The sequence below is a fragment of the Streptomyces sp. NPDC002671 genome (assembly GCF_053592475.1).
The window spans coordinates 47,997-73,125 of record NZ_JBSFVU010000025.1; the positions used below are offsets into that span (position 1 = coordinate 47,997).

Below are 25,129 nucleotides of genomic sequence, written 5' to 3' on the forward strand. Positions count from 1 at the left end.
TCGTGAGCGTAGCGTGACTGAGGTGTCGCGGTGTGCGAACAGCGAGGCACCACCCGTGCGCGGGGCCCCTCCGCCGTACACGCCGACGCACTCCACGCGTCGCTCTGCGTGACGGCCGGGGGCGCCAACTCGGCCAATTCCCAAGGGCGTACGGGGTTCCCCCGGACGGCCGAACACGCTCGGTCAGCGTGGGCGGTGACCGTTCCGGACCGACATCAGCGCCTGGCGTGTCAACTTCCAGCCGTCGCCGTGTCGTTCGACGTAACCAAGTGCTCGGAGTTCGTACAGCCTCGCGATGGCCTCGTCCGTGGTGGTCCGCGCACCCAGCGCGATGTCCCGGGCGGGGGCCGCGCGGTTGCCGGGCAGGGCGGCGAGGACGGTCCGGGCCGCCGGTTCCAGCAGATCGCGCGGGAGCACGGGCCCGTGCCGCACCGGTGCCAGCTCGCCCATGGCGCCCACGAGTTCGACGACTTCCGCGGCGTCGGTGACCAGGGCGGCCTCACCGCGAAGCAGTTCGTGCACACCGGCGGAGAGGGCGCTGGTGGCCGGACCGGGCACGCCCATGGTGAACCGTCCGAGGCGCTGGGCGGCCCGTGCGGTGACCAGCGAGCCGCTGCGGAAGGCGGCCTCCACGACGACGGTGCCCCGGGTGAGGGCGGCGATCACCCGGTTCCGGAGGATGAACCGACTCGGCGTCGGGTGATCGCCGGGCGGCAACTCGCCGACCACCAGCCCCTGTTCCGCGATCCTGCCGATCAGCGCGGCGTGGCCCCGCGGGTAGGGCCGGTCGACGCCGCAGGCCAGGACGGCGACGGTGGCCCCGCCGGCGGCCAGCGCACCCCGGTGGGCGGCGCCGTCGATGCCGTACGCGCCCCCGGACACCACCACCCACCCGCGCTCGGCGAGCCCGGAGGCCAGGGTGGCTGCCATGTGCGTGCCGTACTCGGTGCAGGCGCGGGCGCCGACGACGGCGACGGATCCGATCGCCCACGTCCGCAGGCTGGGCCGTCCCCGCACCCACAGGCCGAGGGGCCGAGCGTCTCCGAGGTCGTCCAGCTGGCCGGGCCACTCCCCGTCCCCCGGACGGACGAACCGCACCCCGGCGGCCTGCGCCACCTCGAGATCCCGCTCGGGCTCGGCCCTCCCGGCTCGCGCGACGAGCCCCGCCCACCGGGTCCCGCTCACCCCCGGCAAGGCCTCCCCGCCGCTGCGCAGCCGCCCCACCACCTCCCCCACCCCGAACTCCCGCACCCACCGCCCACCGGCCTCGTCCCCCGGCTCGACGACCCGCGACAGAAACACCCGCCCGAGCAACTCGTCGTCCGGCGGTCCGGCTGCGGTCACGTGAGCGCCCCGATGGCCATGGGCACACCCCGCGGGACTCCGGTACGCAGTTGCAGGGCCAGGGCGACGTCGGTGGCGTCCGGGCGGTCGTGGCCGACGAGGTCCGCCACCGTCCAGGCGACACGGAGGACCCGGTCGATTCCGCGGGCCGTGAGCACGCCCCGCTCCAGGTTGCGTTCGGCCTCGTCCATCGCGCCGGCCACGGCGTGGAAGCGGCTGCGCAGTTCCCGTCCGGGCACTTCGCTGTTGGTGCGCCACGGCGTGCCGGCCAGCCGGGCGCCCGTGCGCTGCCTGGCTTCGCCGACCCGGTCGGCGACGGTCGCGGTGGACTCCCCCCGGGCGCCGGGTTCGGTGAGCTGGGCGCGGCTGACCGGGTCGACCTCGACCCGCAGGTCGACCCGGTCGAGCAGCGGGCCGGACAGCCGGGCCTGGTACCGCCGAATGGCCGACGGCGGGCAGTCGCACAGAGCGTCGCGCTGGGAGAAGCGTCCGCAGGGGCAGGGGTTGGCCGCGAGCACCATCAGGAACCTCGCCGGGAACCGCACCACACCGGCGCTGCGCGCGATCACGACATGCCCCGCCTCCAGGGGCTGCCGCAGGGCGTCGAGGACCTGGCTGTGGAACTCGGGGGCCTCGTCCAGGAACAGCACGCCCCGGTGGGAGAGGGAAACGGCTCCGGGTCGCGCGATGCCGGGGCCGCCGCCGACGAGGGACTGCATCGTGGCCGAGTGGTGCGGGGCGCAGTAGGGCGGGACGTCGATCAGGGGTTTGCCCGGCGGCAGCAGCCCGGCCACCGAGTGCACGGCCGTGACCTCCAGGGACTCCTCCCTGCTCAGGCGGGGCAGGACGGCGGGCAGCCGCTCGGCGAGCATGGTCTTGCCGGCGCCGGGTGGCCCCTCCAGGAACAGGTGGTGCCCTCCGGCCGCCGCCACCTCCACGGCCGTACGGGCCGAGGTCTGGCCCACGACATCGGCCAGATCGTGATCGGGTTCGTGCTGCGCGGCCCCGATGCTGTGCATGCCGGTGGCCGCGCCCGTGCCCGGAACCCGCAGGCCCGCCAGAAGGGGATCCGGGCGTCCCTGCTCGTCCGGTTCCTCCTCGGGTACGGGTTCATCGGTCAGGATCGCGATGAGCTGCCGCAGGCTACGGATGCCGAGCACCGACACACCGGGGACCAGCGAGGCCTCGGCGGCGGCGCACTCCGGCACCACCACCTGGTCGTAGCCGGCGTCGGCGGCGGCCAGCACCGCGGGCAGGATGCCCCGGACCGGCCGCACCCGGCCGTCCAGGCCGAGCTCTCCGATCATGACGATGTCGGCCAGGACCCTGGGGTCGATCCGCTCTGCGGCACCGAGCACCGCGCAGGCCACGGCCAGGTCGAAGCCGGAACCCGCCTTGGGCACCGAGGCCGGGCTGAGTCCGACGGTGAGCTTCTTCTGCGGCCACTCGCCGCCCGAGTTCACCACCGCCGCCCGGACCCGGTCCCGGCTCTCCGTCAGACTCTTGTCCGGGAGGCCCACCAGGGTGAAGGCCGCCACGCCGGGTTCGAGGTCGGCCTGGACCTCTACGACCACGCCTTCGACGCCCACCAGGGCCACCGAGCACGTACGGGCGAATCCCATTCAGGCCACCCCCCGCACGTGCTCGACGGTCGGGGCGCCGCGGCGGGGCAGGAGGACGCCGACCAGGTCGATGCGGACGCCTCCGGGTGGCGCTCCTCCATGGGCGTGGATCCAGCATTCGGCCAGGCCCCGAAGGCGTGCGGCCTTCTCGGGCGTGACCGCGGCCATCGGATGCTCGAACGTACCGCTCCTGCGGGTCTTGACCTCGCAGACCACCAGAACGTCGCCATCCTGCGCGACGATGTCGATCTCGCCCGTCCGGCCGGAGCGCCAGTTGCGCTCCAGGACCGTCATTCCGGCCTCGGCCAGCCGCCGGGCGGCCAGGCTCTCGCCGTACTTGCCGAGTGCACTGCGTGCGTTGCTCATGTCGGCACCACCTCCGGCGCCAACCGTCACGCATCCCGCCCAGAGAAGTGGATCTTGGTGGGCTACTCAGCGGTTGTGGAAAACTCCGTCACCCGCCGGAGGGAGCATCACCCGCCCGGAAGCTCCAGGTCGGTCTTGTTCAGCTCCTCGATGTTCACATCCTTGAACGTGAGCACCCGGACCTGCTTCACGAACCGGGCCGGCCGGTACATGTCCCAGACCCAGGCGTCGGCCATGGAGACCTCGAAGAACACCTCGCCCTGAACCGAGTGCACCTGCATCTCGTAGTCGTTGGTGAGGTAGAAGCGCCGCTCGGTCTCGATCACGTATTTGAACAGACCGACGACATCGCGGTACTCCCGGTAGAGCTTCAGCTCCATCTCGGTCTCGTACTTTTCGAGGTCCTCGGCGCTCATGGCATGTTCCCCTTCAGCCGTGCGATCCCACCATTGTGCGCCAGTCCGACGGACCTTCAGACGATTTCCGGGTCGCTAGACGATTTCCGGGTCGAGGGTCACGGGGCCGGCCGGGGGACCTTCGTCGAGCAGCGTACGCAGCAGCCCGGCGAGTCTGGTCGGATACACCGTCTCATGCGCCCGCGTCAGTTCCTGACAGGTCCACCAGCGCGCTCCGGCGACGCTGCGCCGCTCCAGCTCCGTCAGCCCCGTTGCAGCCGTGGCCGTCTGGGCCGTACGGGCCAGGTAGTACCACTCGTCCTGGTCCCAGCGGCGGCCCGCGAACGGGAAGGAGCACATGCGCCGCCACAGCACGGGACCGAGTTCGACATCGGTGATGCCGGTCTCCTCGGCCAGTTCCCGCAGCGCGGCCTCCTCGCGGGTCTCGGCGCCCTCCAGGCCGCCGCCCGGGGTGAACCACCAGTCGTCGGCGGGATCGTCCGGCTCGTGGCCGTGTAGCAGGAGGATGCGGTCCTGGGGGTCGAGCAGCACCACCCGGGCCACCTTGCGCAGACCGCCCTCGTACGCCTCATCGCCCGGCCGCGCGGTCTCGGGCGCAGGCTCAGCGGGCACCGGCCGCCTCCGGGCGCGTACGGGCCCGGGAGCGGCCCAGACGGCTCGCGATCGGGCCGTACGCGCCGCCGGCGAGGACCAGGACGGCGCCGGCGGCGATCAGCCACTCGATGGTGCGCAGCGGGCCCGGCTGGGACAGGGCGCCCAGGGACTCGAAGCCGGTGGGGCGCTTGAGCATGCCGTTCATGGGCCAGATGACGGCGTCGACACGGGCGGACACCGCACTGCGGGAGACCGTGCCTTTGGCCGCGTCGGTGAGGTGGGCGGTGGAGTCCAGGGAGCCCTGGCGTTCGTCGCCGAGGAGGAACAGGCGGCCCTTGGGCACGGTGACCGTCGGGAAGTTCTGGATCTCGGCCAGGCTGCCCTTGGCCAGGTACGGCTCGTCGATCTGCTTGCCGTTGACGGTCAGCTTGCCGTTCGTGCAGCAGGAGACGGTGTCACCGCCGACCGCGACCACGCGCTTGACCACCTTGGCGTTGGTGACCCAGCTCTTGTCGCGGAAGACGACCACGTCACCGCGCCGGACCTCGTCGCCGTCGACGCGCTGGGCCAGCACCCGGTCGCCCGCGTCGATCGTCGGGGTCATGGAGCTGGTCGGCACCGTGTACGGCCGGTAGACCACCGCTCCCCATGCGAAACCGCCGAGGAACAGCACCAGGCCCAGGGCTACGGCCAGGCCGGACAGCCGGTGGCCCCTCCTGCTCTCACCACTCATGGAGCGGGACCCTACCCGGCGGTACGGCACCTTGCCCACCCCCGGCCTGGTGGGCGCAAGGGCGCCGCCTCGGTCCTTCGCCGGGTTCGGTCCTTCGCGGACTTCAGTCCTTCGCCGACTTCACGGCCCGCCTGCGCCGCCACACCGCCACCGGCAGCACCACGGCCACCGCGATGCCCTCCGGGGCCACCGACAGGGCCGCCGGTACCGCGGACTGCTGGTTGAGGTTCGGCTGGTCGAAGGTGTCCGGGACCGGCAGGGTGCCCCAGCGGTTGATCGGCCAGGCCTTGACGATGGCGCGGCCGACGACCTTGTCGACGGGGACCATGCCGTGGTGCTTGTCGGCCTGGTTGTAGCGGGAGTCCCGGGAGTTCTGCCGGTGGTCGCCCATCACCCAGATGTAGCCCTGGGGGACCGTCACCTTGAACTGGCCGCCGTCGCCGTCATCGGTGCACGGCGTGTTGCCGGGGTAGACGTACGGCTCGTTCAGCGGATGGCCGTTCACGAGCAGCGGGCCGGTGTGCTTGCACTCGACGGTGTCGCCGCCGACCCCGATGACCCGCTTGATCAGGTCCTTCTCCTCGGCGGACGGCATCAGGCCGATCCAGCTGAGGGCCTTCTGGATGGGGTTCGGGTTCGGCGTCGGCTCGCCCCACAGCCATTTGTCCGGGTCGTGGAAGACGACGACCTCGCCGCGCTCGGGCTTGGAGCCGAACCACGGGGTCAGCTTGTCGACCAGGACGCGGTCACCCCGCTGGAGGGTGTTCTGCATCGAGTCGGACGGGATCGAGAACGCCTGCACCAGGAACGTCTTGATCAGCAGCGCCAGCACCAGCGCGATGCCGATCAGGATCGGCAGCTCCTTCCAGAAGGAGCGCGGCTTCTTCGGCTGGCGGGCGCCTTCCTCCGCCCCGGCCTCGTCGGTCCGGTCCGGCTGCTCGCCCTCCGGCGCGCCGCCGTCGGCCGCCGCGGAGCCGTTCCCCGTGTTCGCCATGTTCCCTGGGTTCCCCGGCGTCGCGGCGTCTACCGGGGCGGCGTCGTTCGCTTCCCCGGGGTGCCCGCGGTGCTCCTCGCCGTCGTGTCCCGACCGTGCGCCAACCGCCACATCCCCCACGCCAACTCCTTACTCTGTGCCGCCGCCTGCCCCATAGCCGGTGCAGGCCCACCACTCCCATAACGAGCGGGAGTTCCGCAGGGGTCGGGAGCCGGTTCATTCCGTTCGGATCGTAGGAGGCAACCCTATGCGACAGGCGGGGACGCGCGGTCGACCCCGACACGGAGTTCGCGACGCTTGCGAAGGTTTTAGGTTCGTCCAGGCTGGTCCAGTGGCCGATGGGCCAGCCGATGACCATGGCCCGGCCGACCACCGAATCCTCGGAGACGGTGCCGCCATACGGGGTGTTCTGGTGGGCGCGGGAGTCCGCCGAATCCTCGCGGTGGTCGCCCATCACCCACAGCCGGCCCTTGGGGACGGTGATGTCGAACGGGGTGGCGGCCGGGGAGGTGCCCGGGTACAGGTAGTCGCCTTCCGTCAGCGGTACGCCGTTGACGGTGACGCGGCCTTGCGCGTCGCAGCATTTCACGTGGTCTCCGCCGACGCCGATGACCCGCTTGATCAGGTCTTTCTCATTGTCGGAGGGCAGCAGGCCGATGAAGGCGAGGCCTTCTTTGAGCTGTTTGAGGACGACCGGGTCGTGCTTCTTCGCGGTCTGTTCGCCCGCCAGCCAGCCGCCCGGGTCGTGGAACACGACGACGTCCCCGCGCTCGGGCCTGGAGCCGAACCACGGGGTGAGCTTGTCGACCAGGACGCGGTCGCCGATCCGGATCGTCTGCTCCATGGAGCCGGACGGGATCACGAACGCCTGGACGAGGAACGTCTTCAGGACGAGCGCTATGAGGACGGCGACACCGACCAGCAGCGGAATCTCCCGAACGTTTGAACGGCGGCGCTTCCGCTTGACCTTGCGCTGCAGTTTGCGGCGCTCCGCGCGTGTGCGGCCGGCGCCGGCCACGGAGGTGCGCCGGGCCCCCGTGGGCAGCAGGTTGTCGGCGGGCGTGCTGGGCACCCCGCGCGGCTTGCCGCGGTTACCCATGGGGGCCTGCCGCGGAGGCAGCGGGCACGCGCGCGTAGGCGGACGGGCGGGTCAGGTGCGTCCAGTGCGCGAACGGCCACACGATCCATTCGGCCCGGCCGATCACCTCGCCGACCGGGATCATGCCGCCGCCGGGCGAGCCGAGGTGGTCGCGGGAGTCGCTGGAGTCGGCGCGGTGGTCGCCGAGGAGGAACAGGCGCCCCTCAGGGACGACGACGTCGAAGGGCACGCTGGACGGGGTGTCTCCGGGGAACAGGAACGCCGACTCGTCGACGGCCTGACCGTTCACCTGGATCCTCCCCGCCTTGTCGCAGCAGACCACGCGGTCTCCCCCCACCCCTACAACGCGCTTCACGTAGTCCGCGTGCCCGAAATAGCCGGTGCCGTCGAACACCACCACGTCACCGCGGCGCGGCTGGGCACCAAAACGGTACGCCAACTTGTTTACGAGAACGCGGTCCCCGATCCTCAATCCCCGCTCCATGGAGCCGCTCGGGATCTGGAACGGTTGTAGCACGAAGGCGTTGAGGAGCAGCAGGAACGCCAGGCAGGCGAAGAGGGTGAGGGTGATCCGGCCACCCGGCAGCCAGTCGGCGATCCGCGACACCAACGCGAAACGCGACCGTTCCTCCGCCCCCGGAGTTCCGGGGTGGGAGGAGCGGTCGCGTTCCGTTGGCTGTTCTTCGGTGTCCATCGGGGCCAGATGCTATCCGGACCCGCCATGAACGCCCGCGCGAGATCAGCTCTCGCGCTTCTCCTTGATCTTGGCGGCCTTGCCGCGCAGCTCACGGAGGTAGTACAGCTTGGCGCGGCGCACGTCACCCCTGGTGACCAGCTCGATCTTCTCGACGATCGGGGTGTGCACCGGGAAGGTGCGCTCCACGCCGACGGAGAACGAGACCTTGCGGACCGTGAAGGTCTCGCGGACACCGGAGCCCTGGCGGCGGATCACAACGCCCTTGAACTGCTGCACACGAGAGCGGTTGCCCTCGATGACGCGGACGTGGACGTTGACGGTGTCACCCGGGCGGAAGGCCGGGATGTCGCTGCGCAGCGACGCGGCGTCGACGGAGTCGAGCAGGTGAGACATTTCGTCTGCTTTCTTCGCTGATGCCACAGGTCATCAACGGCAACTAGGAGTTTGCATGAAGCCGTGTGCGGGTCGGGACGGGCGTCGTGTCCCCCTGCGGCAGGGGCGCACGCCGGACGGACGCACAGCAGCGCCCTATTCTTCCACGCCCTCGACCCGGCGCCAAAATCGGCCGTACGGCTCCCCGTCCGGGTCCGGCGCCCAGCCCAGGATGGAGAGCATCTCGCGGTCCTTCTTGTCGAAGGCCTTGGGGTCGCAGCGCTCGATCAGGTCGGGCCGGTTGGCCGTCGTACGCCTGAGGGCCTCGTCGCGGCGCCAGCGGGCGATCTTGCCGTGGTGGCCGCTGAGCAGCACGTCGGGGATGTCCCGGCCGCGCCAGACGGGCGGCTTGGTGTAGACGGGGCCTTCCAGGAGGCTGGCCATCGCGCCGGGTGCGAAGGAGTCGTCCCGGTGGGACTCGACGTTGCCGAGGACGCCGGGCAGCAGCCGGGCCACAGCTTCGGTGACGACCAGGACAGCCGCCTCGCCGCCGGCGAGGACGTAGTCGCCGATGGAGACCTCGTACACCGGCATACGGGTGGCGTACTCGTCCATGACGCGCCGGTCGATGCCCTCGTAGCGGGCCGGCGTGAAGATCAGCCAGGGCCGCTCGGACAGCTCGACGGCCAGTTCCTGGGTGAAGGGCCGGCCGCTGGGCGTGGGGACGATCAGCGCGGGGGCCTGGGCGCCGGTCTCGTAGCCGTCGGCGAGGACGGAGTCCAGGGCGTCGCCCCAGGGGTCGGTCTTCATGACCATGCCGGGGCCGCCGCCGTACGGCGTGTCGTCCACCGTGTTGTGCCGGTCGTACGTCCACGCGCGCAGATCGTGCACGTGCACGTTCAGCTGTCCGCGCGCGCGTGCCTTGCCGACCAGGGAGACGTTCAGCGGCTCCAGGTACTCGGGGAAGATCGTGACGACGTCGAGGCGCATCAGGACTCGTCCCGGGTCGAGTCGATCACCGCGCGGTCGTCGATCAGGCCCGGCGGGGGCGCGATGACCGCCTTCTGCTCCTCCAGGTCGATCTCGGTGACGATCTCCTCCACGAAGGGGATCATCACCTCGCTGCCGTCGGGGCGCTCCACGATGAACAGGTCCTGGGAGGGCAGGTGCGAGATCTCGGTGATCCGGCCGACCTCCTGCCCGTCCTCGGTGACCACGTCGAGGTCGATGAGCTGGTGGTCGTAGTACTCGTCCTCGCCCTCGGGCAGCTCTTCGGGGTCGATCTCGGCGATCAGCAGGGTGTTGCGCAGGGCCTCGGCGCCGTTGCGGTCGCTGACGCCCTCGAAGCGCAGGAGCAGCCGACCGCTGTGGACGCGGCCGGTGGCGATGGTGAGCGGCCCGGCGGAGGCCGGGTCGGTGGCCAGAACGGCGCCCGGGGCGAGGCGCAGCTCCGGCTCGTCGGTACGTACCTCGACGGTGACCTCGCCCTTGATGCCGTGGGCGCGGCCGATCCGTGCGACTACCAGCTGCACGAGTCCAAATCTCCTGTCATACGACTACGGGCCGGGGACGGCCCAGTGGCCCTCCCCGGCCCGAGCCGGTTGCATTGAAGCGTCAGCGGACGTGGTCCACGTCGACGAGGTCGACGCGGACACCGCGACCGCCGATGGCGCCCACGACGGTACGCAGAGCGCGCGCGGTACGGCCGTTGCGGCCGATCACCTTGCCGAGGTCGTCGGGGTGGACCCGGACCTCCAGCACGCGCCCGCGGCGCAGGTCGCGCGAGGCGACCTGCACATCGTCAGGGTTGTCGACGATGCCCTTCACGAGGTGCTCAAGCGCCTCTTCGAGCATGCTGCTCAGGCCTCGGTCGACTCGGACTCAGCCGCGGCCTCGTCCTTCTTCTCAGCCTTCTTCTTCTGGGTGATCGCCTCACCCTTGCCCTCGTCGTCACCGCCGAGAGCCTCGAACGACGGACGCGCGGCCTTCGGCGCGGCGACGAGCAGCGGCGCCGGGGCGGGCTCGCCCTTGAACTTCTGCCAGTCGCCGGTCTTCTTCAGGATGGCGAGGACGGGCTCGGTCGGCTGCGCGCCGACACCCAGCCAGTACGCCACGCGCTCGGCGTCCACCTCGATGACCGACGGGTTGTAGGTCGGGTGGTACTTGCCGATCTCCTCGATGGCCCGGCCGTCACGGCGGGTACGGGAGTCGGCGACGACGATGCGGTAGTGAGGCGAACGGATCTTGCCCAGACGCTTCAGCTTGATCTTGACTGCCACGGGAGTGGATTCTCCTGATTTTGACGTGGTTGGGCACGGCGAGCTGCCGCGTGGGGTTGCGGTACCCGAATGCCCGATGGACGCGTCAGCCGGAGGAGAGAGGGGTCCTATGCGGCTGTCGAGTACAGCTAGCCATTCTGCCATACCCCGCGGACCGCTCTCGGCCGAGGGCGGGGCGGGGGCGGGTGCGTTTCGGACATGCGTGATCGGCACCCGGCGTGGAGGGGAGTTACGTCGGGTGCCGTGCCCGGGGTCCGTACGAGCGGACCGCGGCTGCCACGAGCAGTCGCGGTCTCAGCTCGCCGCCGCTCCGACGACCTCGGGGATCCGGAACGGCTTTCCACAGCCGCCGCACACGATCGGGGCCTGGGCCAGGACCGACGGGACCACCCGGACGTTGCGACCGCAGTCGCAGACCGCCTTGACGCGGACGCCGCCACCGGACGAGCCGTGCCGGGCGGCCGGGCCGCGGAAGGTACGGGAGGTGTCGGCGGAGGTGGCCACGGTGTGGGCCTTCAGCGCGCGCTGCAGCCGCTCGATGGTCGGGCGGTAGCGCCGCTTCGCCTCAGCGTTGAGCGTGACCAGCGAGAAGCCGCTGCTCGGGTGCGGCTCCTCGGGGTGGTCCAGGCCCAGCTCCTCGGCGATCGCGAGGAAGCGGCGGTTGTGGTAGCGCCCGGCGCGGGAGGTGTCTCGGACCCCTCGGGCGGCGGCGATGCCATGGACTGCTTCATGGAGCAGCCGTTCGAAGGAGAGTTCGTGACCGCACGCGGACGACGACTCCCCGATCAGGGACTCCGGCGCGGCAAGGTCCGGCAGCTCGGGGTGGTACCGCTGAATATCGGCCCACGCCTGCGCCAGCTCTGCGGCGAGTACAGGTGTTGTCTGTGTCGTGCTCACGTAATGACAACGAGCGTGGGTGCCACTGTGTTCCTATTCCGGGCCATCCCAAATAATTTGCACGTACCCGTCAGTTGCCGCTGATGCGTCCTGACGAGGGCGGGTGCGCTGATCTGCGGAGAAGCCACACAGCTCATACCAAGCTGGTGCGTAGTCCAACGTACGCCCCAGCGTGTAGCCCGGGCACGGTCGCGGCCGGCGGATGCGCAAGAGGCGTTTCGGCCGCTCTCGGGAGGAGACCTCACCTCAGTCAGCGTCCGTGACGACGGGGACGTTACCGTTCGCCGCCCGGCCCCCGGGCACCGGCCCGTCCCCGGGGAGCGGCCACCGTACGGTCACCCGGGTTACCGCGACATGAAATCTCGCCACACCCGCGCGCGGTCGCCAAACGTCCCTCCACGACCCCTGGACGCCGCCGCGAACCGGGAGTTACCTGACAACCGTGGAGCGTGCGCCCGCACGGCACGGGGGCCACGCGACGGGGGAACGGACGGGGGCACAGCGGTGAACTGTCGGCGGATTGGGGCGCTTACCAATGACACCTACGCTCGTGCGGCACCACCCCCCTCACGCGGACTCGGCAGCTCAGGCGAAAACCCACGCGGAGCTGTGCGCACGCGCGCGTGACTGGTCCGAGATCCAGGAGCGGATGCTGGTCCCGCTCTACGAGACCGTCTACGAGCGACTGGAAGTGGGCCCTGCCACCCGGCTGCTGGGCCTGCGCTGCGGCTCCGGGCTCGCCCTGCTGCTGGCGGCCTCCAGAGGAGCCGCGGTCACCGGCGCCGACACCTCCCCCGAGCGGCTCGCCCTCGCGCGCGAGCGCCTGCTGCCGGACGCACCGCGCGGGGCACGCACGCGTGGAGCCGCCCGGCTGCTGGACGGACCGCCCGGGGACCCGGCCGGCCCGGAGACGCCCGCGTACACCCTGGTGACCGTCTTCGAGCCGATCGGCTGCCTCGCCGACGACTCCGACGAGGGGCCCGGCGAGCTGCTCGCGTCCGCGCTGCCGCTCGCCGCGCGCGGGGCCGCCGTGGTGCTGGCCGGCTGGGGCCCGCCGGAGCGCTGCGCCACCTCGGGGGTGCTGCGGGTGGCGACGAAGCTCGCCGATCCGCTGCGCGGCGCCCGCAGCTGGCGCCCGGCCCGGCGCGACGACCTGGAGGAGGTCGCCCAGCGGGCCGGGCTGAAGCCGGACGGCTCCGGCCGGGTCGCCTGCCCCTTCGGCTACGCGGACCTCGACAGCGCCGTACGCGGCCTGCTCTCGACGGGTCTGTTCGACGAGGCGATCGCGGCGACCGACCACAAGCAGGTCGACAAGGAGCTGACGGAGGCCCTGCACCCGCACCGGCGCCCGGACGGGACCGTGTGGATGCCCAACGTGTTCCGGTACCTCATCGCCCGCGTGCCCTAGAGGGCTTGCGGCGCTGGGACCGGACAGGGCCTAGGACTCGTCGTGGTCCTTGGTCAGGCGCGTGATCCCCGCGATCCGGTACGCGTCCGCCTCCTCCAGCGTCTCGTTCTCCAGCAGCGCCTGTGCCAGCGCGTCCAGCCGGCCGCGATGGTCGCGCAGTTTGCGGCACGCCTCCGCGTAGCACTCGTCCACGATCCGCCGCATCTCGCTGTCGATGACGTCGAGGGTCTGGGGGGCGGCGGCGAGCCCGTAGGCCTGCTGGGCGTCGTTGGGCAGCGCGGACAGCCGGCCGACCTGCTCGCTCATGCCCCAGCGGGAGACCATCCCGCGCACGATGTTGGTGACCTGCTCCAGGTCGCTCTCCGAGCCGGTGGTGATCACGCCGTACACGACCTGCTCGGCCGCCATTCCGCCGAGCGCGCCGATGATCCGGCCGCGCAGGTACTCCTCGGTGTACGCGTACCTGTCGGCATCCGGCGTGGACAGCGTCACTCCGAGCGCCCGGCCGCGCGGCACGATGGTGATCTTGCGGACCGGGTCGGCGCCCGGCTGGAGCATGCCGAGCAGGGCGTGCCCGCTCTCGTGGTAGGCGGTGCGGCGGCGCTCCTCCTCCGGCATCACCAGCGGGCGTTCCGCACCCAGCTGGACCTTCTCCAGGGCGTCGGAGAGGTCGCTCTGGGTCACTACCTGCTGCTTCCGCTTGACCGCGAGCAGGGCGGCCTCGTTGGCGAGGTTCGCCAGGTCGGCGCCGGTCATGCCCGGGGTCGTACGGGCCACCTGGGCGAGGTCGACGCCCGGGGCCAGCGGGATCTCCCGCGTGTGGATCTCCAGGATGGCCTCACGGCCACCCCGGTCCGGCGGCGAGACCTGCACCACGCGGTCGAAGCGCCCGGGGCGGGTCAGGGCCGGGTCGAGGATGTCGGCGCGGTTGGTGGCGGCGAGCACGATGACGCCCTCGGCGCCGGAGAAGCCGTCCATCTCGGTGAGGATCTGGTTCAGGGTCTGCTCGCGCTCGTCGTGCCCGCCCATCGAGGCGCCGCCGCCGCGCGCCCGCCCGATGGTGTCGATCTCGTCGATGAAGATGATCGACGGGGCGACCTTGCGGGCCTCCGCGAACAGCTCCCGCACCCGGGAGGCACCCACGCCCACGATCATCTCGATGAACTCGGAGGCGGACGCCGAGAAGAACGGCACCCCCGCCTCCCCCGCGACCGCCCGTGCGAGCAGCGTCTTGCCGGTGCCGGGCGGGCCCGCGAGGAGCACACCGCGGGGCATCTTGGCGCCCATGCGGCGATAGGCGTCGGGGTTCTTCAGGAAGTCGACGACATCGTTCAGCTCGCCCTTGACCTCGTCGATGCCGGCCACGTCGCCGAACGTGGTGCGCTTCTCCCCCGGGATCAGCTCGACCGGCTTGGGTGGCGCCTTTCGGCCGAGCATGCCGCCCGCGCCGCCCAGCCCCGCGCTCATCCGCCGCGCGATGAACACCCACACGGCGATCAGCAGCAGCATCGGCGCAAGTGAGATCAGCAGATTGGCGAGAAAACTGCGGTGCTGGACGACGGGCTGGGCCGTGACGGTGACGTTGTGCTTGGTCAGGTTCGTCCACAGGTCGTCGCCCGCGAAGGACGGCCGCTCGGTGTTGAACTTGGTGTACGTGCCGCCGCCCGGCCGGGACTTCTCCTTCTTGAGCTGGCCCTGGATCGAGTCGCCCTTGGCATAGATCTTGGCGACATTGCCGTCGTTCACCTGCTTGCTGAACTCGGTGTACGAAATCGTCGGCTCGTTGGCCTGATCGAAGTACGACAGCACCAGGTTGGCGATCAGATACACCACCAGCGCGGTGGCGATCAGCCGCCACCAGCCCCCGCGCAGTCTCCCGCCGCCCGGCGCTTGCGGCGGCTCCTCGGGAGCGCCCTCGGTACGCCAGGGCTGGTCGGGCGACTTGCGCGGCGGCGCGGGGTTGGTCATATCGGGACGTTACGACATGGACCAACCCCTGGCACGCGCAGAACTCAGCCCATGAACTTCTTGAACTCGTCCGGCAGCTCGAACTCGCCGCCCTGCTCCGGCAGCCCGAACGCGTTGCCGCCCTGCGCGGCGGCCTCGCGGCGCTGCGCGGCCTCCAGCTCCTGCTGCTTGCGCTTCATCGGGTTGCCGGAGCGCTGCTTGCCCTTGGCCTGCTTCTGCTGCTTCTTCTGCCGACCGGGGCCGCCGCCCATGCCCGGGATCCCCGGCATGCCCGGCATACCGCCGCCCTGGGCCATGCGGGACATCATCTTGCGGGCCTCGAAGAACCGCTCGACAAGCCCCTTCACCGCGCTGACCTCGACGCCGGAACCCTTGGCGATACGGGCGCGGCGGGAGCCGTTGATGATCGTCGGGTCCTGGCGCTCGCCCGGGGTCATGGACTTGATGATCGCGGCGGTGCGGTCGACGTCCCGCTCGTCCAGGTTGTTGATCTGGTCCTTGATCTGGCCCATGCCGGGCAGCATGCCGAGCAGCTTGGAGATGGAGCCCATCTTCCTGACCTGCTCCATCTGGGCCAGGAAGTCGTCCAGGGTGAAGTCCTGGCCCTTCTTGGACGCCAGCTTCGAGGCCATCTTGGCGGCCTCTTCCTGGCTGAAGGTCTTCTCCGCCTGCTCGATCAGGGTGAGCAGGTCACCCATGTCGAGGATGCGGGAGGCCATCCGGTCCGGGTGGAACGCGTCGAAGTCGTCCAGCTTCTCGCCGTTCGACGCGAACATGATCGGCTTGCCGGTGACCTGGCGGATCGACAGGGCCGCACCACCGCGGGCGTCACCGTCGAGCTTGGAGAGGACCACGCCGTCGAAGCCGACGCCGTCGCGGAAGGCCTCGGCGGTGTTGACGGCGTCCTGACCGATCATCGCGTCGACGACGAACAGGATCTCATCGGGCTTGACCGCGTCCCGGATGTCCGCGGCCTGCTGCATCATCTCCTGGTCGATACCGAGGCGGCCGGCGGTGTCCACGATCACGATGTCGTGGACCTTGGTCCGGGCGTGCTCGATGGAGTCCTTGGCGACCTTCACCGGGTCACCGACGCCGTTGCCCGGCTCCGGCGCGAAGACCGCCACGCCCGCGCGCTCGGCGACGACGCTCAGCTGGTTCACGGCGTTGGGGCGCTGGAGGTCGGCGGCGACCAGCAGTGGCGAGTGGCCCTGCTCCTTCAGCCACCAGGCGAGCTTGCCCGCGAGGGTGGTCTTACCGGCACCCTGCAGACCCGCGAGCATGATCACGGTGGGCGGCTGCTTGGCGAAGCGGAGCCGCCGGGTCTCACCGCCGAGGATGGTGACCAGCTCGTCGTTGACGATCTTGAGGACCTGCTGGGCGGGGTTCAGCGCCTTGGAGACCTCGGCGCCGAGTGACCTTTCCTTGACGTTCTTGATGAACGTCCGGACGACAGGCAGAGCCACGTCGGCTTCGAGGAGCGCGATACGGATCTCGCGCGCGGTGGCGTCGATGTCCGCCTCGCTCAAGCGCCCCTTGCCGCGCAGGTTCTTGAAAGTCGCTGAGAGGCGGTCGGAGAGAGTATCGAACACAGCGGCGTCGGTCCTCGGAGTCGGTGGTGGCTTCAGGGAATCGCCCTCCAGGGTATCCCGGCGACGAAGTCACCGGGAAAGAGTCATCCCCGCAACGTCTCCTCCAGCACCCGTGCCAGTGAACCAGCGTCCTGCCCCGGCAGCGGCGCCCCCGTCCCCGTCGTGACATAGAACGCATCCACCGCGTTGGAGCCGAGCGTGCTGACGTGCATGCTCCGCACCCGCACCCCTGCCTTCTCCAGGGCCATGCCGATGCGGTGCAGCAGCCCCGGGGCGTCCTGGGCGCGTACCTCGATCACCGTGGCGTGATGCGAGGCCGCCGGGGCCACCGTCACCCTCGGCGGCGGGGCGATCCAGCCGCGGCGGCGGGGGTAGGCGGCGTCGCGTTCGCCGAGGCGGCCGGCGATGTCCAGGGAGCCGTCCAGGGCGCGGACGAGGTCCGCGCGCAGCCGGGTCGCCTGGGGCAGGGAGCCGTACTCGGCGGCGACCCGCCAGTTCAGGAGGAGGACCGAGCCGTCCTCCACGTCGTCCGGCAGGCTCAGGGCGCGCAGCTCGGCCGTGCGGACGGTGAGGCGGTGGACGGCGAGGACACCGGCGACCGCGGGCAGCACGCCCGGCTGGTCCGGTACGGCGATGAGCAGCTCGACGCCGAGCGGCTCGGGTGCCCCGGTGGCTTCCTCGTCCGTCGGTGGCGCCGTCGGTGGTTCCGTCTGCGCGCGCAGGGCGAGGACGGGGCCGCCGGTGCGGAACGCCTCGATCGCCAGCCGTTCCTGCTCGGCCGTGGGCGCGGCGGGCTCGGGTGCGTCCGGGGCGTCGCCCGCGAGGACCGCGGAGACCCGGCGGACCAGGTCGGTGACGAGGGAGCCGCGCCAGGAGGACCAGGCGGCCGGGCCGGTGGCCAGGGCGTCCGCCTCGGTCAGCGCGTGCAGCAGTTCCAGCGCGTTCTGGGTGCCGACCGCCTCGGCGACCGAGCGGACGGTGGCCGGGTCGTCCAGGTCGCGGCGCGTGGCCGTCTCGATGAGGAGCAGATGGTGGCGTACCAGCGTGGACAACACGGCCACGTCCGCGCGGTCGAAGCCGATCCGCGCGGCGACGTCCCTGGCGATGATCTCGCCGGCCACCGAGTGGTCGCCCGGCCAGCCCTTCCCTATGTCGTGCAGCAGCGCGGAGACCAGGAGCAGGTCGGGGCGGCTGACGCGGCGGGTCAGCTCGGAGGCGCGGACGGCGGTCTCGATCAGGTGCCGGTCGACGGTCCAGAGGTGGACCGCGTTGCGCTGCGGGCGGCAGCGGACCCGCTCCCAGTCCGGCAGCAGGCGGCTGATCAGGCCCTCCGCCTCCAGCGCCTCCCAGACCTCGATGGTCGGGCGGCCCGAGCCGAGCAGGGTCACGAGCTGTTCGCGGGCCTCGGCGGGCCAGGGTGTGGGCAGGGGGCGCGCGGTGGCGGCCATGCGCCGTACGGCGTGCAGGGAGAGCGGGAGGCCGACCTGGGCGGCGGCGGCTGCGGCGCGCAGGGGGAGCACGGGGTCGCGTTCGGGGCGTGCGGTGCGGGCGAGCACCACCTCGCCGTCCTGCTCCACGACCCCCTCGGCCAGCGGGGAACGCTCGGCGACGGGCTTCCCGCCGCCCAGCGCCCTCCCGTCGCCCGCCACCGCCCTTTTGAGGAAGTCGCTTCGCTCCCTCGCTAGTTTGCGCAGCCGCGGCCGTACGGCGCGCGAGCGCAGTACGCGCCCGACCTCGCGCCAGGTGACGTCGCTGGCGTACGCGATCACGCGCGCCGCTTCGTACACCTGCCGCAGCAGCGTGTCGGCGTCCAGCAGGCCCAGCTCGGCGGCGACCTGGTCCTGCTCCTGGAGGGAGAGGCGGTCGGTGGCACGGCCCGTCGTCAGGTGCAGGGCGTCTCGGACGTCGAGCAGGCGCCGCCGGGCGTCCGCGAGGCCTTCGCGCGGGGCGTCGGCCAGCCAGGAGGCGGCGACGGCGCGCAGCGCGGTGGCGTCACGGAGGCCGCCCCGGGCCTCCTTCAGGTCGGGTTCCAGGAGGTAGCGCAGCTCACCCTGGCGCTCGGCGCGCTCCGCGCACAGCTCCTGGAGTTCGGGGAGGCGTTTGGGTGCCTGGTTGCGCCAGTCGGCCAGGACGGCGGTGCGCAGGCCGGTGGTGAGGCCGGCGTCGCCGGCGAGGTGGCGGGCGTCCAGGAGGCCGAGCTGGACCTTCACGTCCTCGCCGGCGGTCCTGCGAGCCTCCGCCGGGGTGCGCACGGAGTGGTCGAGGGCGAGGCCGAGGTCCCAGACGGGGTACCAGAGGCGGTCAGCCAGGACGGCGACCGCGCCGGGGTCACTGCCGTCGTGCAGCAGCAGGAGGTCGAGGTCGCTGCGCGGGGACAGCTCGCCGCGGCCGTAGCCGCCGACGGCGACGAGGGAGACGCCGCGCACCCCGTCGGCGCCGGCGCCGAAGAGCCCCGCCAGCCAGTCGTCGGTCAGCTCGGCGAGCGCGGCACGGCGCGGCGGCCCGGGCCGCGCCGCCTCGGTGAGGAGGCGCAGCCGGGCCGCCGCGTAGCCGCTGGGTCCCGAGTCGTCCGCTTCGCTGTGCACTTCCGTACGCGTCACCCAGGAGCTCCTGTCCTTGTGCTGTGTCAGAGCGCGTCCGGGCCGCGCTCGCCGGTGCGCACCCGGACGGCCGTGTCGACCGGAAGGGACCAGACCTTGCCGTCCCCGATCTTGCCGGTGCGGGCCGCCTTGACGACGACCTCGATCAGCTGCTCGGCGTCGTCGTCCTCGGCCAGCACCTCGATGCGGATCTTGGGGACGAGGTCGACGGTGTACTCGGCGCCGCGGTAGACCTCGGTGTGGCCACGCTGCCGGCCGTAGCCGCTGGCCTCGGTGATCGTCAGGCCGTGGACGCCGAAGGCCTGGAGGGCCTCCTTGATCTCGTCGAGCCGGTGCGGCTTCACGACGGCGGTGATGAGCTTCATGCGTCCACCTTCTTGCTCTGGGCGGCGGCCAGGGTCGGGGCGTGGGCGGCGGATCCGATCACACCACCGCCGGCACCGCTGAAGTCGTATGCGGTCTCGGCGTGTTCCGCCTGGTCGATGCCGGAGATCTCCTCGTCCTCTGTGACCCGCATCCCCATGGTCTTGTCGATGAGGAAGGCGAGGACCGCGGAGACGACCAGGGAGTAGGCGAGGACCGCGAAGACACCGGCGCACTGGATCCAGAACTGGTGCAGGCCGCCGCCGTAGAAGAGGCCTTCGACCTTCGACTGGCCCTTGCCCGTGGCGAAGAAGCCGATGAGCAGGGAGCCGAGGATGCCGCCGACCATGTGGACGCCGACTACGTCGAGCGAGTCGTCGAAGCCGAACTTGAACTTCAGGCCGACGGCCGCGGCGCAGGCGACACCGGCGATGGCGCCGACGGCGATCGCGCCGAGCGGGGAGACCGCGCCGCCGGACGGGGTGATGGCGACCAGACCGGCGACCGCGCCGGAGGCGGCGCCCAGCGTGGTGAACGCGCCGTGCCGGATCTTCTCGTAGGCGAGCCAGGCCAGCATGGCGGCGGCCGTCGCGACCTGCGTGTTGACGAACATCAGCGCGCCGACGCCGTCGTCGTTGCCGAGCCAGGAGCCCGCGTTGAAGCCGAACCAGCCGAACCACAGCAGGCCGGCGCCGAGCATGACCAGCGGGAGGCTGTGCGGGCGCATCGGGTCCTTCTTGAAGCCGACGCGCTTGCCGATGACCAGGATCACGCCGAGCGCCGCGGCACCCGCGTTGATGTGGACCGCCGTACCACCGGCGAAGTCGATCACGCCGAGCTTGTAGGCCCAGCCGTCGGCGCCCCAGACCCAGTGGGCGACCGGCACGTAGACGATCGTGAGCCACAGGGCGATGAACAGCGACCAGGCCGAGAACTTGACGCGGTCGGCGAGGGCGCCGCTTATCAGGGCCGGCGTGATGATCGCGAACATCAGCTGGAAGACCATGAAGACGAAGATCGGGATGGTGTAGCCGTCCCACAGTTCCGTCAGTCCGATGTTGCTGAGGCCGAACCAGTCGGAGTTCCAGCCGATGAGGCTGTTGTTCGTGCCGAAGGCGAGGGAGAAGCCGTAGAGCACCCACAGAATGGTGACGATGCCCATGCTGATGAAGCTCATCATCAGCATGTTGAGGGTGCTCTTGACGCGGACCATGCCTCCATAGAAGAAGGCCAGGCCCGGGGTCATGAGCAGCACCAGGGCGGAACAGATGAGCATGAAGCCTGTGTTCGCGGAGGAAAGCTTGGGTGCCTCCGCGGCAAGCGTGATGGCTGGTGCCATCGGCGTCTCCTCGTCGGTTGGTACGGCGCCGTGCGGGCGGTGCCTTGAGCGGTCCGGTCAGTGAGGGGCGGCCGGTTATGCGCCAGAGATTGGCGCAGCGCGGTTTCGGTGGAAGCCCCTCGTTGTTTCGCCGGGGTGACGAAGGCGCCCTGCGTGTTACGCGTCGATGAACCGCCGGATGTCCGGCGCGCCGATCGTTATCGTGGCGCAATCTTCCCTGGAGGACTCTCACGGGGAAGCAGACCGGCCGCGGCGGGCCTCTCCGATGACCTGGCATGGGGGGAGCCGAGTCGAGCAGTTCGGAGGGCCGGCCGCGGCCGGGGTTCTGGGTTCCTACGCGGTGCTCAGACCGCCTCCGCGGTCTCGGGCAGGTCGACGGCGAGCTGTTCGGTGAGGTCGACGACGGTGGCGTGGTCGCCGTAGTCGCGCACGGCGGTGTCGACCGTCTTTCGGATACGCGTGTTCACGCGCTCGGAGCGGACCTTCTTGGCGATGTCCATGGCCTGCTTGGCGTAGCCGGTGCTCTCTTCGGGCTCGCGCTGGAGCAGGTGCACGGTAGCCATGCCGATCAGGTTGAGCGCGTACGACCGCTGGTGCTCGGAGTCCTTGGCGAACAGCTCCACGGCCCGCTCCATCAGCGGCTGGGCGAGGGAGGCGTAGGTGGGGCTGCGGCCGGCGACGTAGGCGAGGTCACGGAAGGAGTGGGAGTTCTCGCCGTACAGCTCGGCCTCGGAGAAGAAGCGGATCCAGTCGGGGTCCGGCTCGTCCCACTCGTCCACCTCGGCGAAGGTGTCCTCGGCCATCCGGACCGCGCGCTTGGTCTTGCCGGGCTGGCCCATGTTGGCGTAGGCGCGGGCCTCCATCGCATACAGCATGGACTGGGTGCGCGGGCTCGCGCAGTCGCGGCTGCCGTACTGGGCGAGGTGGATCAGCTCCAGGGCGTCGTCGGGCCGGCCGAGGTGGATCATCTGGCGGCTCATGCTGGAGAGGATGTAGGAGCCGAGCGGCTTGTCGCCGGCTTCCTTGGCGGCGTGCAGGGCGAGGACGAAGTACTTCTGCGCGGTGGGCTGCAGGCCCACGTCGTACGACATCCAGCCGGCCAGTTCGGCGAGTTCGGCGGCGACCTTGAAGAGCTTGCGGGTGGTGGCCTCGGGCTGGGGTTCCTGGAGGAGGTCGGTGACCTCGTGCAGCTGGCCGACGACCGCCTTGCGGCGCAGGCCGCCGCCGCACTGGGCGTCCCACTGACGGAACATCCGCGTGGTGGACTCCAGCAGCTCCAGCTCGGGCCGGGAGAGCCGGCCGGGGCGGCGGGAGTCCGCGTCGGACTCGGGAACGGCTGCGACCAGGGAGGCCGGGGTGGGGACGAGCCAGCGCTGCATGGGCTCGATGAGGGAGGGCCCGGCGGACAGGGCGAGCGAGGTGCCGAGAAAGCCGCGCCGGGCGAGCATCAGGTCGCTGCGCGAGTACTCGCTGAGCAGCGCCACGGTCTGCGGGCCCGTCCAGGGCAGGTCGACGCCGGTCGCGGAGGGTGCCTGGCGGGCGGCGCGCAGGCCGAGGTCCTCGATGGAGACGACACAGCCGAAGCGCTCGGAGAACAGCTCGGAGAGGATGCGCGGGATCGGCTCGCGCGGGTTCTCCCCGTCCAGCCAGCGGCGCACGCGTGACGTGTCGGTGGAGATGTGGTTGGCACCCAACTGGCGTGCCCTGCGGTTCACTTGGCGGGCCAGCTCGCCCTTGGACCAGCCGCTGCGCACGAACCACGAGCCGAGCAGCTCGTTGGGGCGCTTGTCAGCGTTCGTCCCGCTACCGCCGTTGCCGCCCACTGGAACGCCCCCATCCCTGAGACCACTTGATGCCGAGTGCGCCAAGCCCTATCAGCATGCCCGTCATGACGGCGTCCCGTCCTCCGGTTCTCACCCTTAGAACGAGCTGACGACTTGCCACCGGCATACCCACGAGTGCATGTGCCCCCAGGCCTCGCACACTCACAGTAATCCCACGATCACCGGTCCAGCCATGGCGATCGCGGAAACGCCACCATTCGCCACCCCTTCGAATGAACTCGTGAACGCCTACGCGCGATTCACTTGACATAGGACGACGGGGAGTGGGCGGAGTGGTGCACTCAGGGGCGCGTGGGGCCCGGTGCACCACCCGGTGCACTTCAAAGCGCCGCCTTGACCGCTCCGGGACGCGGGAAAGCGGAGCCATAGTGTCACGTTCCGCTTCCGTCTTGTTCCGTGTCGTAACCACCGGCGCGCTGGACCCGTTGGAGGGGGCATGGGTTTCACGATCGGCGGCATCCGCGAGATCCGTTCCGGCACGCGCAGGCGCGGCCGGCCCTCGGAGTGCACCGCCGTTGCCGAGTTCACCGGGTTGTGGGGCTGGGACGTGGTGCCGGGCGCGCGGGCCGCGGCGGGCGTCTGCTCGTGCGGGCGCGCCGACTGCCGGGCGCCGGGCGCGCATCCGCTGGAGTTCGCCGCCCAGGTGCCGGCCGGGGCCACGCTGGACGAGGCGGCCAAGGCTTGGGCGGAACTCCCGGGCGCCTCGGTGATGCTGCCGGTGGGCCGCACGTTCGACGTCATCGAGGTCTCGGAGCCCGCCGGCCGCCGCGCCCTGGTCCGCCTCGAACGAATGGGGCTCCCGCTCGGCCCGGTCACCGCCACTCCGGACGGCCGCGCCCAGTTCTTCGTGGCCCCCGGCGCCGCCGGCGGCCTCCCCCAGCTCCTCTACCGCCTCGGCTGGGACGACCCCTCCGCCCTTGACCTGCGCGGCCTCGGCCCGGGCACGTACATCACCGCGCCGCCCTCCGACCGGGGCGGCCTGGGCCCGGTGCGCTGGCTGCGCCCGCCCGCACTGGACACGACGGCCCGGCCCCCGGCAGCCCGGCTGCTGCTGGGCACGCTGGCGTATGTGGCCCATCGGTCGCGGGCGTGGACGTAGCCGGACCGTGCCCGCACAGAGCGAAGCGCCCGACCCTGACTGCACCTTAGGGGCGGGCGCTTCTCGCGGTCCGGTCACCTGAGCACCTGGGAACGTTCCTGGGTGACAGGCAGGGCCACCTCCGGAAATCCGGAGGTGATTACTCGCCGATCAGTGCGTCCACGAACGCCTCCGGCTCGAACGGCGCGAGATCGTCCGCGCCCTCGCCGAGGCCGACCAGCTTGACCGGCACGCCCAGCTCGCGCTGGACGGCGACGACGATGCCGCCCTTGGCGGTGCCGTCGAGCTTGGTGAGCACGATGCCGGTGATGTCCACGACCTCGGCGAACACCCGGGCCTGCACCAGACCGTTCTGGCCGGTGGTGGCGTCCAGGACGAGCAGCACCTCGTCCAGCGGCGCGTGCTTCTCGACCACGCGCTTGACCTTGCCCAGCTCGTCCATGAGGCCGGTCTTGGTGTGCAGGCGGCCGGCGGTGTCGATGAGGACGACGTCGACCCCCATCTCCTTGCCTTCCTTGACCGCGTCGAAGGCGACGGAGGCGGGATCGCCGGCCTCCGGCCCGCGCACGGTGTAGGCGCCGACGCGCTCGCCCCAGGTCTGGAGCTGGTCGGCGGCGGCGGCACGGAAGGTGTCGGCGGCGCCGAGGACGACCGTACGGCCGTCCGCCACGAGCACGCGCGCGAGCTTGCCGGTGGTGGTGGTCTTGCCGGTGCCGTTGACGCCGACGACCATCACGATGCCGGGCTTGCGGTCCTCGGGCTCGGTCTTGACCGTGCGGTCGGCGTCGGTGCCGACGAGCTTGAGCAGCTCCTCGCGCAGCAGACCGCGCAGCTCCTGCGGGCTGCGGGTGCCGAGCACCTTGACGCGCTCGCGCAGCCGCTCCACCAGCTCCTGGGTGGGCTGCACGCCGACGTCGGCGGTGAGCAGGGTGTCCTCGATCTCCTCCCAGGTCTCCTCGTCGAGGTGCTCGCGGGAGAGCAGCGTCAGCAGGCCCTTGCCGAGGGCGTTCTGCGAGCGGGACAGGCGGGCGCGCAGGCGGACCAGCCGCCCGGCGGTGGGCTCCGGGATCTCGATCGCCGGAGCTTCTTCGACCGGAGCCTCTTCAACGGGGGGCTCCTCGACGGCGACCGCGGGGCCGCCCGGGAGATCCACCTCCTCGATGGTCCGGCGCGGTTCGTCGCGCGGCGTCTCGGACTCGTCGCCGACGTGCGGCTCGGCCGGGGGCGCGGTGATGTCGGGCGCGGCGGGCGGCGGCGGGGGCAGCGGCTTCTTGCGCCGGCTGCCGACGATGAGCCCGCCGAGCGCGCCGAGCACGACCACGGCGATGACTACAGCAAGGATGACGGTTTCCATAACGGGTCCAGTATCGGCCATCGGATGCGGCAGGCCCGGGTTACGGCCGCTTGTGGTTTTCTCCAAGAGACAAACGCCACGTAAAGCCAGGAGTCGGAGCAAAGTACGATGGCGGCGAATTGGTTGACGCGCGTAGAGTCACCACGATC

Annotated in this window: 23 protein-coding genes and 1 pseudogene; 2 read left to right on the forward strand and 22 right to left on the reverse strand. The window is 71.2% G+C overall.

What is annotated here, in order from left to right; all coding sequences use genetic code 11:
- Positions 1-183: 183 nt before the first annotated feature.
- The 15 genes and pseudogenes from dprA to ACWD35_RS32190 form a co-directional block, all read right to left on the reverse strand.
- Complete coding sequence (gene dprA, locus ACWD35_RS32120) at positions 184-1,344, reverse strand: DNA-processing protein DprA (protein WP_451354857.1); 1,161 nt, start codon at positions 1,342-1,344, stop codon at positions 184-186.
- Complete coding sequence (locus tag ACWD35_RS32125; RefSeq protein ID WP_451354858.1) at positions 1,341-2,966, reverse strand: YifB family Mg chelatase-like AAA ATPase; 1,626 nt, start codon at positions 2,964-2,966, stop codon at positions 1,341-1,343. Before ACWD35_RS32125 ends, dprA begins: the two co-directional genes overlap by 4 nt.
- Positions 2,967-3,332, reverse strand: coding sequence for a YraN family protein (locus ACWD35_RS32130; protein ID WP_451354859.1), 366 nt, complete (start codon positions 3,330-3,332; stop codon positions 2,967-2,969).
- A gap of 107 nt (positions 3,333-3,439) precedes the next feature.
- Entirely contained in the window at positions 3,440-3,748 is a 309-nt protein-coding gene (locus ACWD35_RS32135) for a DUF2469 domain-containing protein (protein WP_008745401.1), read from the reverse strand.
- Positions 3,749-3,823: 75 nt separating this feature from the next.
- Complete coding sequence (locus tag ACWD35_RS32140) at positions 3,824-4,360, reverse strand: NUDIX hydrolase (RefSeq protein ID WP_451354860.1); 537 nt, start codon at positions 4,358-4,360, stop codon at positions 3,824-3,826.
- Complete coding sequence (lepB, locus tag ACWD35_RS32145; RefSeq protein WP_451354861.1) at positions 4,350-5,075, reverse strand: signal peptidase I; 726 nt, start codon at positions 5,073-5,075, stop codon at positions 4,350-4,352. Before lepB (ACWD35_RS32145) ends, ACWD35_RS32140 begins: the two co-directional genes overlap by 11 nt.
- A 103-nt stretch (positions 5,076-5,178) precedes the next feature.
- Positions 5,179-6,189 carry a signal peptidase I gene (lepB, locus tag ACWD35_RS32150; protein WP_451354862.1) on the reverse strand — a complete coding sequence of 337 codons (1,011 nt, stop codon included), beginning with the start codon at positions 6,187-6,189 and terminating at the stop codon, positions 5,179-5,181.
- Positions 6,080-7,168: pseudogene (lepB, locus tag ACWD35_RS32155) on the reverse strand (signal peptidase I); the annotation flags it as partial. The pseudogene lepB (ACWD35_RS32155) and the gene lepB (ACWD35_RS32150), both read right to left, overlap by 110 nt.
- Entirely contained in the window at positions 7,161-7,862 is a 702-nt protein-coding gene (lepB, locus tag ACWD35_RS32160; protein ID WP_451354863.1) for a signal peptidase I, read from the reverse strand. The gene lepB (ACWD35_RS32160) and the pseudogene lepB (ACWD35_RS32155), both read right to left, overlap by 8 nt.
- A gap of 45 nt (positions 7,863-7,907) precedes the next feature.
- Positions 7,908-8,258, reverse strand: coding sequence for a 50S ribosomal protein L19 (gene rplS / locus ACWD35_RS32165; protein WP_059252839.1), 351 nt, complete (start codon positions 8,256-8,258; stop codon positions 7,908-7,910).
- 135 nt (positions 8,259-8,393) lie between these two features.
- The gene (trmD, locus tag ACWD35_RS32170; protein ID WP_451354864.1) at positions 8,394-9,227 is read right to left on the reverse strand and encodes a tRNA (guanosine(37)-N1)-methyltransferase TrmD; all 834 of its coding nucleotides are present in this window, start codon (positions 9,225-9,227) and stop codon (positions 8,394-8,396) included.
- Positions 9,227-9,769, reverse strand: a complete 543-nt coding sequence (gene rimM, locus ACWD35_RS32175) for a ribosome maturation factor RimM (protein ID WP_451354865.1) — start codon at positions 9,767-9,769, stop codon at positions 9,227-9,229. The genes trmD and rimM overlap by 1 nt, the downstream gene beginning before the upstream one ends.
- 82 nt (positions 9,770-9,851) lie before the next feature.
- On the reverse strand, positions 9,852-10,091 hold the full coding sequence (locus tag ACWD35_RS32180; RefSeq protein WP_005479813.1) for an RNA-binding protein: 240 nt from the start codon (positions 10,089-10,091) through the stop codon (positions 9,852-9,854).
- 5 nt (positions 10,092-10,096) lie between these two features.
- Complete coding sequence (gene rpsP / locus ACWD35_RS32185; RefSeq protein WP_449200920.1) at positions 10,097-10,516, reverse strand: 30S ribosomal protein S16; 420 nt, start codon at positions 10,514-10,516, stop codon at positions 10,097-10,099.
- 294 nt (positions 10,517-10,810) lie between these two features.
- Positions 10,811-11,413, reverse strand: coding sequence for a hypothetical protein (locus tag ACWD35_RS32190; protein ID WP_451354866.1), 603 nt, complete (start codon positions 11,411-11,413; stop codon positions 10,811-10,813).
- Between the two features lie 535 nt (positions 11,414-11,948).
- Here ACWD35_RS32190 and ACWD35_RS32195 point away from each other — a divergent pair.
- Positions 11,949-12,821: a class I SAM-dependent methyltransferase gene (locus ACWD35_RS32195; protein ID WP_451354867.1), complete on the forward strand. Its 873-nt coding sequence runs from the start codon at positions 11,949-11,951 to the stop codon at positions 12,819-12,821.
- Positions 12,822-12,851: 30 nt separating this feature from the next.
- Here ACWD35_RS32195 and ftsH read toward each other — a convergent pair whose 3' ends face one another.
- The 6 genes from ftsH to nsdA form a co-directional block, all read right to left on the reverse strand.
- A complete protein-coding gene (ftsH, locus tag ACWD35_RS32200; protein ID WP_451354868.1) occupies positions 12,852-14,789 on the reverse strand; it encodes an ATP-dependent zinc metalloprotease FtsH in 1,938 nt (645 codons plus the stop codon).
- A gap of 44 nt (positions 14,790-14,833) precedes the next feature.
- Positions 14,834-16,381, reverse strand: coding sequence for a signal recognition particle protein (ffh, locus tag ACWD35_RS32205; protein ID WP_451354869.1), 1,548 nt, complete (start codon positions 16,379-16,381; stop codon positions 14,834-14,836).
- Between the two features lie 83 nt (positions 16,382-16,464).
- Complete coding sequence (locus ACWD35_RS32210; protein WP_451354870.1) at positions 16,465-18,981, reverse strand: [protein-PII] uridylyltransferase; 2,517 nt, start codon at positions 18,979-18,981, stop codon at positions 16,465-16,467.
- Positions 18,982-19,007: 26 nt separating this feature from the next.
- Positions 19,008-19,346: a P-II family nitrogen regulator gene (locus tag ACWD35_RS32215; RefSeq protein ID WP_451354871.1), complete on the reverse strand. Its 339-nt coding sequence runs from the start codon at positions 19,344-19,346 to the stop codon at positions 19,008-19,010.
- Complete coding sequence (locus ACWD35_RS32220) at positions 19,343-20,683, reverse strand: ammonium transporter (protein WP_451354872.1); 1,341 nt, start codon at positions 20,681-20,683, stop codon at positions 19,343-19,345. The genes ACWD35_RS32215 and ACWD35_RS32220 overlap by 4 nt, the downstream gene beginning before the upstream one ends.
- 344 nt (positions 20,684-21,027) lie before the next feature.
- Positions 21,028-22,506 (reverse strand): transcriptional repressor NsdA, encoded by a 1,479-nt coding sequence (nsdA, locus tag ACWD35_RS32225; protein WP_451354873.1) that lies wholly within the window; start codon positions 22,504-22,506, stop codon positions 21,028-21,030.
- Between the two features lie 457 nt (positions 22,507-22,963).
- Between nsdA and ACWD35_RS32230 the strand changes: the two genes are divergently transcribed.
- Positions 22,964-23,626, forward strand: a complete 663-nt coding sequence (locus ACWD35_RS32230) for a bifunctional DNA primase/polymerase (RefSeq protein WP_451354874.1) — start codon at positions 22,964-22,966, stop codon at positions 23,624-23,626.
- A gap of 139 nt (positions 23,627-23,765) precedes the next feature.
- Here the strand turns inward: ACWD35_RS32230 and ftsY are convergent, their stop codons facing one another.
- A complete protein-coding gene (ftsY, locus tag ACWD35_RS32235; RefSeq protein WP_451354875.1) occupies positions 23,766-24,980 on the reverse strand; it encodes a signal recognition particle-docking protein FtsY in 1,215 nt (404 codons plus the stop codon).
- Positions 24,981-25,129 lie beyond the last annotated feature (149 nt).

Excerpts from the sequence above, each read along its gene's own strand:
- ACWD35_RS32130 (WP_451354859.1), bottom strand. The coding sequence starts at position 3,332 with ATGAGCAACGCACGCAGTGCACTCGGCAAGTACGGCGAGAGCCTGGCC.
- ACWD35_RS32230 (WP_451354874.1), top strand. The coding sequence starts at position 22,964 with ATGGGTTTCACGATCGGCGGCATCCGCGAGATCCGTTCCGGCACGCGC.
- ftsY (WP_451354875.1), bottom strand. The coding sequence starts at position 24,980 with ATGGAAACCGTCATCCTTGCTGTAGTCATCGCCGTGGTCGTGCTCGGC.
- ACWD35_RS32180 (WP_005479813.1), bottom strand. The coding sequence starts at position 10,091 with ATGCTCGAAGAGGCGCTTGAGCACCTCGTGAAGGGCATCGTCGACAAC.
- ACWD35_RS32195 (WP_451354867.1), top strand. The coding sequence starts at position 11,949 with ATGACACCTACGCTCGTGCGGCACCACCCCCCTCACGCGGACTCGGCA.
- lepB (WP_451354861.1), bottom strand. The coding sequence starts at position 5,075 with ATGAGTGGTGAGAGCAGGAGGGGCCACCGGCTGTCCGGCCTGGCCGTA.
- ACWD35_RS32135 (WP_008745401.1), bottom strand. The coding sequence starts at position 3,748 with ATGAGCGCCGAGGACCTCGAAAAGTACGAGACCGAGATGGAGCTGAAG.
- ACWD35_RS32125 (WP_451354858.1), bottom strand. The coding sequence starts at position 2,966 with ATGGGATTCGCCCGTACGTGCTCGGTGGCCCTGGTGGGCGTCGAAGGC.
- ACWD35_RS32220 (WP_451354872.1), bottom strand. The coding sequence starts at position 20,683 with ATGGCACCAGCCATCACGCTTGCCGCGGAGGCACCCAAGCTTTCCTCC.
- rplS (WP_059252839.1), bottom strand. The coding sequence starts at position 8,258 with ATGTCTCACCTGCTCGACTCCGTCGACGCCGCGTCGCTGCGCAGCGAC.
- lepB (WP_451354863.1), bottom strand. The coding sequence starts at position 7,862 with ATGGACACCGAAGAACAGCCAACGGAACGCGACCGCTCCTCCCACCCC.
- ftsH (WP_451354868.1), bottom strand. The coding sequence starts at position 14,789 with ATGACCAACCCCGCGCCGCCGCGCAAGTCGCCCGACCAGCCCTGGCGT.
- trmD (WP_451354864.1), bottom strand. The coding sequence starts at position 9,227 with ATGCGCCTCGACGTCGTCACGATCTTCCCCGAGTACCTGGAGCCGCTG.
- ACWD35_RS32215 (WP_451354871.1), bottom strand. The coding sequence starts at position 19,346 with ATGAAGCTCATCACCGCCGTCGTGAAGCCGCACCGGCTCGACGAGATC.